Below are 13,749 nucleotides of genomic sequence, written 5' to 3' on the forward strand. Positions count from 1 at the left end.
TTTCCAGCCATTAACAGCATTGGTGGCTCCTAAGGCTGTTTTATGATGGAGAATGCGTATTTTTGAAACAGAGATGATAAACTACCTGCGCCTGCTGCTCTTTCCGTTTTCGATTGTTTATGGCTTAATCATCCTGATCAGAAATAAATGTTATGATTGGGGCTGGTTTAAATCGCAATCCTTTGATATGCCGGTCATTTGCGTGGGCAACCTGGTAGTGGGTGGATCGGGTAAAACCCCGGTTACAGAATACCTGGTCGATTTATTGGCTGACTATAAAATTGCCATCCTGAGCAGGGGCTATGGGCGTAAAACCAATGGTTTTATCCTGGCCGATCCAAGCGCCACTGCCCTGACCATTGGCGATGAACCCATGCAATACTACCGTAAGTTTCCGCAGGTAACGGTAGCGGTATGTGAAGATCGGGTAAAAGGCATTACACAACTGCAAGGCAATCACGATTTGATTCTGCTCGACGATGCTTTCCAGCACCGACGTGTAAGACCAGGGTTCAACATTTTGCTTTTTGAATACCATAAATTGTTAAAAACGCAGTTTTTGTTGCCAGCCGGTAATTTGCGCGAACATTTTAGCGGTTATAAACGGGCGCAGGCCATTTTGGTAACCAAAACACCCGCTTCAGCCGGCGATGCCCAACGGCAGGCGTTAAGCAAGCGTTTTGATCAGGGCTGGGTACCTGCTTTCTCTGCACTGCAATACCAGGATCTGATACACCTATATACATCACAAAGCATGGCCATGGCCAAATTGCCGGTTAACACCGTGGTGTATTTACTCACCGGTATTGCCAATCCAGCACCACTAGTGGGCTACCTTAAATCGGGGGGAACGAGGGTGATTCACCACGATTATGCAGATCACCATGCTTTTACGAGCACCGAAATCAGTCGCCTGGCAGCGGCTTTCCGGCAGGATAAATCAACAGAAAAAATAATAATCACAACAGAAAAGGACGCACAGCGTTTATCTGCTGCCGGACTGCAAGAATTACTCGTAGATTTACCGGTCTATTTTTTGCCTATAAAAATTAATATACTGGCAAAAGATAAGCTTACCTTTGATCAAAACGTTATAAACTATGTTTCAAGCTATACACGAAACCGTACAACATATTAAAGCTAGAACTGCACAATTTGAGCCTGAAATAGGTATTATATTAGGTACAGGCCTGGGAGGCCTGGTTAGCGAAATGGAAGTGGAATACAGCTTAATGTATCCTAATATACCCAACTTTCCCATCTCTACCTTAGAATTCCACTCAGGTAAATTAATTTTTGGAACCTTAAACGGTAAAAAAGTAGTGGCCATGCAAGGTAGACTGCACTATTACGAAGGTTACAGCATGCAGCAGATTACTTTTCCGGTACGTGTAATGAAAGCCCTGGGTATTAAACACCTGTTTGTATCTAATGCTGCGGGTTCCTTGAATCCTGATTTCAAAAAAGGCGACCTGATGATCATCAACGACCATATTAACCTACAGCCTGAGAGTCCGCTAAGGGGCAGGAATGATGCAGAAATGGGTCCACGTTTTCCAGATATGAGTGAGCCTTACAGCCAGAAGCTGATTGAAAAAGCATTAAGCATTGCCGAAACCGAAGGGATTTCTTGCAAACAAGGGGTGTATGTATCGGTAACGGGGCCAAACCTGGAAACCCGAGCAGAATATAAATACCTGCGTGTTATTGGCGGCGACGCTGTTGGCATGAGCACTGTGCCAGAGGTAATTGTGGCCAACCACATGGCACTGCCGGTTTTTGCTATATCGGTATTAACCGACGAAGGTTTTCCTGAGGTGCTGAAACCTGTAAGCATTGAAGATATCCTGCAAACTGCCCATGAAGCAGAACCTAAAATGACTAAAATTTTAAGCCAGTTAATTGCTACACTGTAATGTATAAAGCCCTTGTTCTTTCTGTTCTGTTTAGTTTCCTGTTTACCGGGCAACAACTTATTGCGCAGGATTTAAAGACCAACGTAAGAGATAATAAAGAGCTCGATTCCCTAAGAAAACAGCTGGATAGTGGCGAAGATTCGGTAGTGTATACTTCCAAATACGTTCGTTTTACCACACTGCGCTTAACAAAAGACAGCATCCAGACTTTCCCCTTAGATACCAGCTTACGCAACTTTCAGAATTATAGTCCGATTGTACAACCCCGCCGGCCAATGATTGGTACCGGTAATATGGGTTTGGCGGTAAAACCTTTGTTGTTTGAACCTAACCGGACCATCGGGTTCGATTTAGGCTTCCACTCCCTTGATGCCTATGCCATGGACCACGACGATATTATGTATTACCAGGCCCGTACGCCATTTAGCAACCTGTATTATATGGGCGCTGGCCGTACCGAGCAAATGTTTAAAGTTACCGTTGGGCAAAATATTAAGAAAAACTGGAGTATAGGCGCTAATTATACGCGGATGGACGCCAATGGGATTTATGATAACCAGCGTGGCGATCACCTGAATGCCGCCATTTTTAATTGGTACCAGTCGCCCAACAAACGCTATAACCTATTTGCCAATGCGGTATTTAACACTTTAAAAGCAGAAGAAAATGGTTCCTTGTTTGGTAACCTGGATTCGCTGGACAATAATGTAACTACCGAAGCACTTCCTGTAAACCTGACTTCGGGCAAGCAGATTTCCAGGCGTAACTCGGTGTTAATTAAACAAAGTTATTTCATTGGGCGCATTGATACCGTGGCTCAGGAAGTTTCAAAAAAAGTGTTACCCACCAATAAGATCAGTTACCTGTTTCATTACACCAACGAGACCTTTAGTTTCTTTAAAAATGAAGATGACGCCGGCGACCTGGTGGTCTTGCCACGAGGGTTAATTGATACCCGCACAACCAACGATTCGACCAATGTGAAACACCTGCGCAACGAATTTATATACAGTTTCTTTTTAAGAGGTAAATCGCAATCCTTTATTAAAAACGAGCTGAAGGTGGATCTGGGGATTAGGCATGACTATTATACCTATAGGCAACAGGCACGGTATGCTGACCTGACCGATTATTACCTTTACAATTCTACCTTTCAGAATGCCAGTTTATTAGGTGCATTGGGTTACCGATTTAGTAACCGGATGGACTTGAATGTAGATGTGCAGCAGATTTTTCAAGGCAGGCAGGCTGGCGATTACCTCTATGAGGCGAAAAGTAATGTGCTGTTGAGCAATGCTGTGGGCCGTATTGTATTAGGGGCCTATATGCAGAATAAATCGCCGGAGGAATTGTATAACCGTTATTTTGGTAACCATTATAACTGGATAAACGATTTTGACCGCACCAACACGATTAATTTTAACTTCACTTACCTGAATGATAAGTATAAGTTTGAGGCCGGTGCGGAGTATTTCCTGATTGACAATTACATGTATTTTGGCCAGGATGGCGAGGTAGGAATTAAACCCCTGCAAAATGACGGTAGTTTAAACCTGTTGAAAGTGACGTTGGGTAAAAAGTTTAAGTTTGGCAAGTTTAACCTGGATAGTTATGTGGTGTACCAGAAAACAGATCAGGAAAATATTTTGCGCACACCCGAGGTGTATACCTTTAATAGCTTCTATGTGAATCAGACTTTCTTCAAGTTCCTGAACACGGATCTTGGTTTCGATTTGCGGTATAATACCGAATATTTAAGTTATGCTTATTCACCTGCTGCCAGTCAGTTTTATATTCCCACACGAGATAACCGCCTTAAAGCAGAACCCGTTTTGGATGTGTGGATTCGTGCCAGTTTAAGAAAAGCCAACCTTTTTGTGAAATATGATTATGTAAACAGGGGCTTGTTTGCCCAGGACTACCAAACCATAGAGAACTATTTAATGCCGCAAAGCATGCTGAAGTTTGGCGTGAGTTGGAACTTTTACGATTAAAATATTTACTTTTATCTTTTCCAGCACTATTTAAGTCTGCTGGAACTCAAGATAAATTATTACGAATACAGGTTTTACATAAATAAACGACTATGAGCAAAGCAATAATAAAAACAGAAAAAGGAGACATGACCGTTGAGTTTTACGATAATGATGCACCTAATACCGTTGCAAACTTCAAAAAACTAGCTAGTGAAGGTTTTTATAACGGCGTTACTTTTCACCGTGTAATCCCTAATTTTGTGATTCAGGGAGGATGCCCGAATTCTAAAGATTCAAATACTGCTCATTTAGCAGGTACTGGTGGTCCGGGTTACAAAATTGATTGTGAGTTAACAGGCGAAAACCAATACCATGACCGTGGCGTATTGTCAATGGCACATGCAGGTAGAAATACAGGTGGGTCACAATTTTTTGTTTGTCACAGCAGAGAAAACACCGCGCATTTAGACAGAAACCATACTTGTTTTGGTAAGGTTGTTGAAAATGTTGACTTGGTTGACGACATTAAAGCAGGTGATAAGATTTTAAGCATTGATTTGATAGAAGATTAATTATGAATTTAAGAGGAATAGTAGCCGTATCTGGTAGACCAGGGCTATTTAAACTGGTTGGACAAAATAAGGCAGGATATGTATTGGAGAGCCTTGATGCTCAAAAAGTAAAAATCGTTGCCAACATTGCAAATACAAAATTAGCTTCACTAGAAGATATTACCGTTTATGGTAATGAAGGCGATTTGAAATTGGTTGATGTATTGGCAAACATGGCTGCTGCAACTGGAGAAATTCCAGAAGCAAAAGCTGATGCAGCTACTTTAAAAACGTTTTTTAAGGAAGTAGCACCGGATCATGATGAAGAGAAAGTATATGCTTCTGACATGAAAAAAATCCTTTCTTGGTACCATTTATTAAAGGAATTGCCGTTGTTTACAGAAGAGGCGCCAGGTAATGCAGAGCATGATAGCGTATTAGCTGAAGAAAAAGCAGCTGCTAAAATTAAAGCTACGCCTAAGCCTTCGAATGCAAAAGCACCAAGCAAAACAAATCAGCCTGCTAAAAAAGCAAGCATGACAAGTAAAAAAGGCGTATAATTAGCCTGATGACAAGCTGCGGTATAGGCAGTTTGTACTTATAAAAATAGCCTGTCTCCGTTAAGGACGACAGGCTATTTTGCGTTTAGGGTTTTGATTATAAATACGTCCACAGTAGCCAGAAGGCAATCACTGAAATGGCAATGGCGATCCAGTAACTGTATTTTGAACTGCTGGTGTCACTTTTATACCTGTATTTTCTCTTAAAATCATGTAGTGCCATAAGATGTCCTCCTTAATTTAATGCTGTTATTCGTGGTGGTAGGGCTCGCCTTTTAAAATGCTGAATGCCCGGTAAAGTTGTTCGACAAAAAATAACCGAACCATCTGGTGCGAGAATGTCATGTCTGACAAAGATATGCTGGAATTGGAACGTTTATAAATACTTTCATCAAAACCATAGGGCCCACCAATAATGAATACTAAATGCTGAACACTTCCGATCATTTGTTTGTTTAGATAATTTGCAAATGATACAGAGCTGTGCTTCTTGCCCTTTTCGTCAAGCAATACCACTACATCGGGGTTGCTCAACTGTTTGGAAATGAGCGCCGCTTCCATGGTTTTTTGCTGTGCTTCGGTCAGGTTTTTAGTGTTCTTCAATTCCGGAATCACCACCAGGTTAAAGCCAATATAGTGTTTTAACCGGTTCAGGTATTTTTCTATGCCTTCTATCAGGTATTTATCTTCCGTTTTACCTACCACCAGTAAGGTTATCTTCATGTGCTAATGTGCTAAAAAGTCAAAGTTAAAATATTAAGCACGAAACAGGGGTTAATGTGCCTGTATTTTTGAATTTCGAGGCTCCACTATTAAGAGATTTTGATTACGTTTACGAGGAAAGCATATGCCTTTTTAGATTTATGAGCCAGACAAAAGAAAATATAATCCAAACCTATAGAAGTCACATTAACACCGAACAGGCACACCTTGATGCCTTAGCCAAACAGCTGAACCAGATTTCTTTATCCCGCCTGGGTTTGTTTCTTGCAGAAATCATATTTGTAGCTTGTATCATTGCCTGGGGTTTTCATTGGCTTTATGTGGTTTTAATGCTGGCCGTAGTAGCCTTTTTTATTGTGCTGATTAAAAAACAGGGGAAGGTACAAGCAGAATTGGATTACGCCAAAAAGTTATTGTGGGTGTACCAGAACGAGGAAAACATGATGCTGAACCGGAATAACGGCTACGATGATGGCGAAAGTTATGAAAGTGAGCAACACCCTTATACGTCGGACCTGGATATTTTTGGGCCCTTGTCGTTATATGATTTTATTAATCGCTGTAAAACCTCCAAAGGGAGGGATTTGCTTGCCGAACACTTGAACAGTGCGGGTGAGCGAGAGGTTATTATAGCTAGGCAGGAGGCCATCAAAGAATTAAGCAGCCATATGGAGGATACTTTCCATTTCCGTGCCCGCTTACAAAACCACCGGCCAGCACAGCTTGCCTTGGTGGAAGAGAAGTTAAGTCATGAATTGCCCCTGCAATTGAAGTTTACATCATCCCGTTTTATTCGTGGTTATGTACCTGTGGCACCATTTATAATTTTTGCGCTGCTTGCTGCTGGGGCCATTTGGGGAGGTGCCTGGTGGAATGTATTCGGCCTGACGGCTTTGTTTAATGCCGCCTTTATCTTTTTTAACCTTAAACATATTAACCCTATTTATTATGGGTTTACGGGTAGCGCAGAACTATTAAAATCTTATGCGGGTTCTATAGAATGGACGGAAAAGATTACTTGGAAATCGGCCTATATTAAGGCTTTCTTTTCCACAGACAAGAATAGTAAACCGGTGAGCGAAGAGATCAGTGAGCTGGCAGCCATTATTCAGTCTTTTGATGCCCGATTAAATATGATTGTGGGGATGTTTTTAAACTTGTTTTTGCTGTGGGACCTCAGGTGTTCTATTCGCCTGGACAAATGGTATAAAGGATCATCAGCGCATATCCTTAAAGGACTGGAGCGAATTAGCCAGTTTGAGGAACTGATTTCCTTTGCTACGCTCCATTATAATGAACCTGAATGGAACTTCCCGCTAATTACCAATCGCTATCATTTTAAAGCGCAGCATCTGGGTCATCCGCTGATTGAAGAAAACAAAAGAATTGCGAATGATTATGCCTTAAATATTGCACCTACGGTAGATATTGTAACGGGTTCAAATATGGCCGGCAAGAGCACATTTTTACGTACAGTGGGGGTAAATATGGTGTTAGCCTTTTCAGGTGCTCCGGTATGCGCTAAAAGCCTGGAGCTTTCTATATTTCAAGTGCTTTCGTATATGAGGATTAAAGATTCGCTAAACGATCAGACCTCGACCTTTAAAGCAGAGCTGAACAGGCTGAAGATGATTCTGGAAGTAACCAGCACAGCGCCGAATGCTTTTGTGTTAATTGACGAGATGCTGCGGGGCACCAATAGTAAGGACAAGTACCTGGGATCGCAAGTGTTTATAGAGAAGATGATTGGTCAGCAGACCACGGCGCTGTTTGCCACGCACGATCTGGCCTTATCCGAAATGGAGGCAGACTATCCGCAACAGGTGCGTAACTATCATTTTGATATACAAATCACAGAAAGCGAGATGCAGTTTGACTACCAACTGAAACATGGGGCCTGTAAAACATTTAATGCGGCCATCCTCTTGAAACAAATAGGGTTAAGTACTGAAAAAATAAGCTAAAAAAAAGCTCCCCTGAAATCAGGGGAGCTTTTTACTTTATAAGGGGAAAGCTATTATTGTGCTACCTGGCTACGGATGATGTTTAACGCACCACCAGCTTTAAACCAGTCAATTTGTTGTGCATTGTAACTATGGTTAACTTTAATTTCATCAGTTGTACCGTCGCTGTGGTTAAATACTACAGTTAATGGAACATCAGGAGTGAAAGTAGTTAAACCTACGATATCGATCACGTCATCTTCACGGATCAGGTCGTAATCTTCCTTGTTACAGAAAGTTAAACCTAACATTCCTTGTTTCTTTAGGTTAGTTTCGTGAATACGGGCAAAAGATTTCACCAATACCGCACGAACACCTAAGTGACGAGGCTCCATGGCTGCATGCTCACGGCTAGATCCTTCACCATAGTTCTCATCACCAACAACGATAGAACCTATTCCGGCAGCTTTGTAAGCACGTTGTGTTGCAGGTACCGGACCATGCTCGCCAGTTAATGCATTTTTAACGTTGTCTGTTTTGTCATTGAAGTAGTTTACGGCTCCAATTAGCATGTTATTGGAAATGTTATCCAGGTGACCACGGAACTTTAACCATGGACCAGCCATAGAAATATGATCCGTTGTACATTTACCTTTTGCTTTGATCAGCAACCTTAAACCTTTAAGGTCTGTGCCTTCCCATGGGGTAAATGGATCCAATAACTGAAGGCGGTGTGAAGTAGGTGATACTAAAATCTGTACACCTGTACCATCTTCAGCAGGAGCCTGGTAGCCTGCATCAGCCACGTCGAAACCTCTTGGTGGCAATTCATCACCTACTGGTGCATCTAACATCACCTGCTCACCTTGTTGGTTGGTTAAGGTATCTGTTAATGGGTTAAAGCTTAAATCGCCAGCAATGGCTAAAGCAGTAACCAGTTCCGGAGAACCAACAAAGGCAAAAGTATTAGGATTACCATCAGCACGTTTAGCAAAGTTTCTGTTAAATGAGTGAACGATGGTATTTCTTTCTTGTTTTTCGGCACCTACACGGTCCCACATGCCGATACATGGTCCACAAGCGTTGGTAAAAACCGTTGCACCGATGTTTTTGAATACATCAAGGAAACCGTCGCGCTCAATGGTGTAACGAATTTGCTCAGAACCCGGGTTAATGCAATACTGAGCATTGGTTTTTAAGTTCTTTTCAGAAACCTGTTTAGCCACACTCACTGCACGGGAAATATCTTCGTATGAAGAGTTGGTACAAGAACCGATCAAACCTACTTCAATTTTCATAGGCCAGCCGTTTTCTATTGCAACTTCCTTCATTTTAGAAATAGGCGTAGCTAAATCTGGTGTAAAAGGACCGTTTAAATAAGGCTCTAAAGTAGACAAGTCGATTTCGATCAACTGGTCGAAATATTGTTCAGGATTAGCATAAACTTCTGCATCACCTGTTAAGTGTTCTTTAATTCCATTGGCGGCATCAGCAATATCAGCTCTGTCGGTAGCACGTAAATAACGTTCCATGCTCTCATCGTAACCAAAAGTAGAAGTGGTTGCACCAACTTCTGCACCCATATTACAGATGGTACCTTTACCAGTACAGCTTAAGTTTTCTGCACCATCGCCAAAGTATTCAACAATTGCACCTGTACCACCTTTTACAGTTAAAATACCGGCAACTTTTAAGATGATGTCTTTTGGTGAAGCCCAGCCATTTAATTTACCGGTTAATTTAACACCGATTAATTTAGGGAATTTAAGCTCCCAGGCTAATCCTGCCATCACGTCGCAGGCATCAGCACCACCAACACCAATAGCAATCATACCTAAACCACCGGCGTTAACCGTGTGAGAATCGGTACCAATCATCATTCCACCTGGGAAAGCATAGTTTTCTAAAACAACCTGGTGAATGATACCTGCACCTGGTTTCCAGAAACCAATGCCATATTTATTAGAAACAGAAGCAAGGAAATCAAATACTTCTTTACTTTCTGTATTTGCAGCAGGTAAATCCTGTTCTGCACCGAATTTTGCGGTAATTAAGTGATCGCAATGTACTGTTGAAGGAACAGCTACTTGCGGACGACCAGCCTGCATGAATTGCAATAAGGCCATTTGTGCAGTTGCATCCTGCATGGCTACGCGGTCAGGAGCAAAATCTACATAATCTACTCCCCTGGTGAAAGAGGTGTTTGCTTTCTCATCCCAAAGGTGAGTGTATAAAATTTTCTCCGAAAGTGTTAAAGGTCTGCCTACTAATTTACGGGCCGCCTCTACACGGGGTCCGAAGTTTGCATAAACCTTTTTAATCATATCTATATCAAAAGCCATTGATAATCTGTATTTAAAAGGTAAAATATTTATTATTTGAGCGAATTTACAAAAAAAACAAAGGGTGTCCCATCATACGAGAATCATTATATTATTTATACATAATCTAAATAATGAATTCATTTACTCAGTTTGCTACACCGCCTGTTAAACACGCTAACTGTCGTAATGTTTTATATTTAACCGATTGTCGTTTAGTTGATTAAGGAAGTGGTTTTAGTGTTTGGCACGACTTGCGTATTAAGAAAATTACAGTGTGCTAAATGTATATCCCTGGTCTTGAAGGTGTTTTAATGTCCGCGGCAGGGCATATTGGAGCCTGTCGAAAGCTTTCAGGCTGTCGTGAAAAACAATAATGGAACCATTCTCGGTGTGTTTTATCACATTTTGCAAACAATTTTCTCGCGAAAGTTTGGTGTCGAAGTCGCCACTCAATACATCCCACATAATTATTTGTATATTCGGGTGCAGTGTTTTGATGCGGTTGATTTGTGCCTTTTTAATGCGGCCGTAAGGTGGGCGAAACAGGGTGGTGCCGGTAATTTCCTGGCATTTGCTAAAGTTTTGTACGTAAGTATCGGTGTCGGTTTTCCAGCCTTTAAGGTGGTTAAACGTATGGTTGCCTATACGGTGGCCAGCAGCACATAGCCTTTCATATACCTGCGGATGTTTGACGATATTATCGCCTATGCAAAAGAATGTTGCCTTTGCCTTAAAGCTGTTTAAAGTTTTTAGCACAAAGTCTGTAACATCGGGTATAGGCCCGTCGTCAAAGGTTAAATAGATGACTTTGTCAGTACGGCTTTTGTTCCATACCAAAGATGGGTAATACCATTTTAAGAGTGATGGTGATTTAATCAGGTACATAGCCAAAGGTAAACGAAAAAGTTATTTACTATAATATTGTGAAATCAGATTTATGAAGAAGTTGACCAATAATAGATTTTTACCAAACTTAACGCGCTTATGTTTTCTCGGATTGTTTGTTGCTGGTTTTAGTACCGACAGCGTGGCGCAGGAAACCATTACACTCCCTCAGGCCATCGACAGGATGTTGCAAAACAACCTGAATATTAAACAAGGGGCTTTAAGTGTGGCCACATCGGATGTTAACCTGCGTCAATCGAGAGCAGCGCTCCTTCCAAATTTAAACGCGACAAACAGTAATAACCTGAGTTTTGGCCGCGGACTCGATCAAACCTCCTTCCAGATTGTTAACCAGAAATTGTACCAGGGTAGTGGTAGTGTAGGTACGTCCATTGATTTATTTGGTGGTTTTGCTAAGATCAACCAGATCAAACAAAATAAGATTCTGCTGGAAGCTGACCAAAGCAATGTAGAAAAGATTAAAAATGACCTGACTTTAGATGTAGTAGTGGCCTACATGCAGGTGGTTTATAACGAAGATTTATTAAAGGCTTCCAGACAACAGTTAGCCGTGTCGGAACAAACCATGAAAAGGGAAGATGCCTTGATGGAAGTAGGTAACAAAACCATGGCAGATATTTCACAGGCCAGGGCACAGGTGTCTACAGCAGAATTAAATGTAACCAATGCGCAGAACGATTTATCGATCTCCTACCTGACGCTGGCACAGCTTATGGAAATGGGTACCGATTCTGCAACTTTTAAAGTGGTTGCACCAACGGTAAGTGAAATTGCCGTTGCCCAGACAGATTATGAGGTCAATGAAGTTTATAACCAGGCACTCGATAACTTCCCTGACATTAAATTAGCTAATTTAAATACCCTGGCTGCAGAAAAGGGGATTGCCATTGCGAAAGGTTCTTTATACCCGAGTATTTCTTTAAATGCCGGACTGGGCTCTTCATATTCTTATATCTTTAAAACGTTAGCGCCACAGGATGATTTTTCTACCCAAATTGATGACCGTTTTAACCAGTACATCGGGTTGAGTTTACAAATACCGATTTTTAATGGTTTAAGTGCAAAGTCTAACGTGAAACGTGCAAAGATTACTTACCAGAATTATAAAATTCAGGAACAGCTGGCAAAAAACAACCTAAATAAAGTAATTGCACAGGCAGTAATGGATTTGAAGGCTGCAGAAAGTCGCTACCGTTCTACTCAAAACACCTTTAATGCACAAAGGGATGCCTTCAATGTTAATGAGCAGCGCTACAATGTAGGTTTAGTGAATTCGCTGGATTACAACACTGCCATTACCAATCGTAACCAGGCAGAGATCGACTTTATACAAGCGAAGTACGACCTGGTTTTCCGGTCTAAAGTCATCGATTATTACCTGGGCAAACAAATTACATTTTAATATACCTCACCGAAATAATAAACAATAAAAGAAGATCAAATGAAACTTAAACACATTATTATAACCGTAGGCGTACTGATTGCCTTAGTGGTCATCCTTGCCCTTACCGGTGTTATCGGCGGCGAAAAAATGGAGAAGGTAACGGTAGAAAAAGCAGAATCAAGAAAAGTGATTGAAACCGTTACAGCAAGTGGAAAAGTACAACCGGAAACAGAAGTTAAACTAAGCTCTGAAGTTTCTGGTGAGGTGGTAGAACTGTTGGTTAAAGAAGGTGATGTGGTTAAAAAAGGCCAGCTCCTTTGTCGCGTACGCCCTGATGTATTGCTTTCGGGATTTGAAAGAGCTGTAGCTTCGAACAATACCCAAAAAGCAGTTTTACAGGCTTCTGAGCAACAGTTGAACCAGGCAATTGCTATGTTCAAAAATACGGAGAGCACCTACAAAAGAAACCAGGAGTTGTTTAAACAAAAAGTGATCTCAGCAGCTGAATTTGATGCTGCAAAAGCAGATTATTTTTCTGCACAGGCTGATATTGCCCGTTTAAAAGCAAATGTTACCGGATCGCGCTATAGCCTGGAACAAAGTGGTGCAAACGTGAGAGAGGCGAGTGCTAATTTGGCTAAAACAACCATCACTGCTCCGGTAGATGGGGTAATTTCGAAATTATCGATTGAGCTGGGCGACCGTATTTTAGGTACCACGCAAATGGCAGGTACAGAAATCATGCGTATCTCCAACCTGACCACCATGGAAGTTAATGTTGATGTTAATGAGAATGATATTAACCGCGTAAACGTGGGTGACAGTGCAACAATTGAAGTGGATGCTTTCGCTGATAAAAAATTCAAAGGTATTGTTACAGAAATTGGAAGCTCCTCAAAGGATGTAGGTACTGCGGCAGCATCGTCTGTTGACCAGGTAACCAACTTCGTGGTTAAAGTGCGCATTATCGCTGATTCTTATACTGACATTAAAGGTGGCGCTAAAGATTTACCATCGCCTTTCAGACCAGGTTTATCGGCAAGTGTGGACATTGAAAGCGAATCGCTTAATGGGATGTCTATACCAATTCAGGCTGTATTTACAGGCGATAAAAGTAAGACGGAAGAGCCTAAAGAGCCAACAGCAAACGACGCTGATCAGGCTAAACAAAAAGAGAAGTTAGTGGATAAAACTGTTAAACAATATGTATACACTTATGCCAATGGTGTAGTGAAAAAACAGGAAGTAACCACAGGCATACAAAACGACCGTTACATCATCGTGAAGTCTGGCCTTAAAGGAGGGACCGAAGTTGTTACAGGACCTTATTCTGCTATCCAGAACCGTTTAAAGGATGGAATGAAGGTAGAGAAAACCGCTAAAGATCAGCTCTTTGCTGATCCGGCTAAAAAGTAAGCCTCGCTGTAAGATATAAATTCAGTAAATTGTCCCGGTTTAAGAGATTA

Annotated in this window: 12 protein-coding genes; 8 read left to right on the forward strand and 4 right to left on the reverse strand. The window is 41.5% G+C overall.

The genetic code is table 11. The features are described from left to right. The first annotated feature begins 52 nt into the window (after positions 1-52). From lpxK to IWX76_RS10125, 5 genes are all read left to right on the forward strand, one after another. The gene (gene lpxK / locus IWX76_RS10105; protein ID WP_334641669.1) at positions 53-1,138 is read left to right on the forward strand and encodes a tetraacyldisaccharide 4'-kinase; all 1,086 of its coding nucleotides are present in this window, start codon (positions 53-55) and stop codon (positions 1,136-1,138) included. After that, on the forward strand, positions 1,101-1,916 hold the full coding sequence (locus tag IWX76_RS10110) for a purine-nucleoside phosphorylase (RefSeq protein WP_196859764.1): 816 nt from the start codon (positions 1,101-1,103) through the stop codon (positions 1,914-1,916). Before lpxK ends, IWX76_RS10110 begins: the two co-directional genes overlap by 38 nt. Next, the gene (locus IWX76_RS10115) at positions 1,916-3,910 is read left to right on the forward strand and encodes a putative porin (protein ID WP_196859765.1); all 1,995 of its coding nucleotides are present in this window, start codon (positions 1,916-1,918) and stop codon (positions 3,908-3,910) included. Before IWX76_RS10110 ends, IWX76_RS10115 begins: the two co-directional genes overlap by 1 nt. Positions 3,911-4,002: 92 nt before the next feature. Next, the gene (locus IWX76_RS10120) at positions 4,003-4,464 is read left to right on the forward strand and encodes a peptidylprolyl isomerase (protein WP_196859766.1); all 462 of its coding nucleotides are present in this window, start codon (positions 4,003-4,005) and stop codon (positions 4,462-4,464) included. A gap of 2 nt (positions 4,465-4,466) precedes the next feature. After that, complete coding sequence (locus IWX76_RS10125; RefSeq protein WP_196859767.1) at positions 4,467-5,003, forward strand: DUF5606 family protein; 537 nt, start codon at positions 4,467-4,469, stop codon at positions 5,001-5,003. 97 nt (positions 5,004-5,100) lie between these two features. Here the strand turns inward: IWX76_RS10125 and IWX76_RS18080 are convergent, their stop codons facing one another. Both IWX76_RS18080 and rlmH read right to left on the reverse strand, forming a co-directional pair. After that, positions 5,101-5,226, reverse strand: a complete 126-nt coding sequence (locus IWX76_RS18080) for a hypothetical protein (RefSeq protein ID WP_334641672.1) — start codon at positions 5,224-5,226, stop codon at positions 5,101-5,103. A 26-nt stretch (positions 5,227-5,252) separates the two neighbouring features. Beyond that, a complete protein-coding gene (rlmH, locus tag IWX76_RS10130) occupies positions 5,253-5,726 on the reverse strand; it encodes a 23S rRNA (pseudouridine(1915)-N(3))-methyltransferase RlmH (RefSeq protein WP_196859768.1) in 474 nt (157 codons plus the stop codon). Between the two features lie 140 nt (positions 5,727-5,866). On the opposite strand from rlmH, the gene IWX76_RS10135 reads away from it, so the two are divergent. Beyond that, positions 5,867-7,690 carry a MutS-related protein gene (locus tag IWX76_RS10135; RefSeq protein ID WP_196859769.1) on the forward strand — a complete coding sequence of 608 codons (1,824 nt, stop codon included), beginning with the start codon at positions 5,867-5,869 and terminating at the stop codon, positions 7,688-7,690. Positions 7,691-7,743: 53 nt separating this feature from the next. On the opposite strand, the gene IWX76_RS10140 is transcribed toward IWX76_RS10135, so the two are convergent. Both IWX76_RS10140 and IWX76_RS10145 read right to left on the reverse strand, forming a co-directional pair. Next, entirely contained in the window at positions 7,744-10,011 is a 2,268-nt protein-coding gene (locus IWX76_RS10140; protein ID WP_196859770.1) for an aconitate hydratase, read from the reverse strand. A gap of 249 nt (positions 10,012-10,260) precedes the next feature. Further along, complete coding sequence (locus tag IWX76_RS10145) at positions 10,261-10,878, reverse strand: polysaccharide deacetylase family protein (protein ID WP_196859771.1); 618 nt, start codon at positions 10,876-10,878, stop codon at positions 10,261-10,263. A gap of 52 nt (positions 10,879-10,930) precedes the next feature. Between IWX76_RS10145 and IWX76_RS10150 the strand changes: the two genes are divergently transcribed. Together IWX76_RS10150 and IWX76_RS10155 are read left to right on the forward strand one after the other, a co-directional pair. Then, positions 10,931-12,301, forward strand: a complete 1,371-nt coding sequence (locus IWX76_RS10150; RefSeq protein WP_196859772.1) for a TolC family protein — start codon at positions 10,931-10,933, stop codon at positions 12,299-12,301. A 39-nt stretch (positions 12,302-12,340) separates the two neighbouring features. Continuing rightward, entirely contained in the window at positions 12,341-13,699 is a 1,359-nt protein-coding gene (locus tag IWX76_RS10155) for an efflux RND transporter periplasmic adaptor subunit (RefSeq protein ID WP_196859773.1), read from the forward strand. Positions 13,700-13,749: the final 50 nt, after the last annotated feature.

Source organism: Pedobacter sp. CAN_A7, from assembly GCF_015752175.1.
In the GTDB taxonomy this organism is placed as follows: Bacteria; Bacteroidota; Bacteroidia; order Sphingobacteriales; family Sphingobacteriaceae; genus Pedobacter.

What these genes read in the sequence shown, in the direction of transcription:
- IWX76_RS10115 (WP_196859765.1), top strand. Translation starts at nt 1,916, where the DNA reads ATGTATAAAGCCCTTGTTCTTTCTGTTCTGTTTAGTTTCCTGTTTACC.
- IWX76_RS10155 (WP_196859773.1), top strand. Translation starts at nt 12,341, where the DNA reads ATGAAACTTAAACACATTATTATAACCGTAGGCGTACTGATTGCCTTA.
- IWX76_RS10145 (WP_196859771.1), bottom strand. Translation starts at nt 10,878, where the DNA reads ATGTACCTGATTAAATCACCATCACTCTTAAAATGGTATTACCCATCT.
- lpxK (WP_334641669.1), top strand. Translation starts at nt 53, where the DNA reads ATGCGTATTTTTGAAACAGAGATGATAAACTACCTGCGCCTGCTGCTC.
- IWX76_RS10140 (WP_196859770.1), bottom strand. Translation starts at nt 10,011, where the DNA reads ATGGCTTTTGATATAGATATGATTAAAAAGGTTTATGCAAACTTCGGA.
- IWX76_RS10125 (WP_196859767.1), top strand. Translation starts at nt 4,467, where the DNA reads ATGAATTTAAGAGGAATAGTAGCCGTATCTGGTAGACCAGGGCTATTT.
- rlmH (WP_196859768.1), bottom strand. Translation starts at nt 5,726, where the DNA reads ATGAAGATAACCTTACTGGTGGTAGGTAAAACGGAAGATAAATACCTG.
- IWX76_RS10135 (WP_196859769.1), top strand. Translation starts at nt 5,867, where the DNA reads ATGAGCCAGACAAAAGAAAATATAATCCAAACCTATAGAAGTCACATT.
- IWX76_RS18080 (WP_334641672.1), bottom strand. Translation starts at nt 5,226, where the DNA reads ATGGCACTACATGATTTTAAGAGAAAATACAGGTATAAAAGTGACACC.
- IWX76_RS10110 (WP_196859764.1), top strand. Translation starts at nt 1,101, where the DNA reads ATGTTTCAAGCTATACACGAAACCGTACAACATATTAAAGCTAGAACT.
- IWX76_RS10150 (WP_196859772.1), top strand. Translation starts at nt 10,931, where the DNA reads ATGAAGAAGTTGACCAATAATAGATTTTTACCAAACTTAACGCGCTTA.
- IWX76_RS10120 (WP_196859766.1), top strand. Translation starts at nt 4,003, where the DNA reads ATGAGCAAAGCAATAATAAAAACAGAAAAAGGAGACATGACCGTTGAG.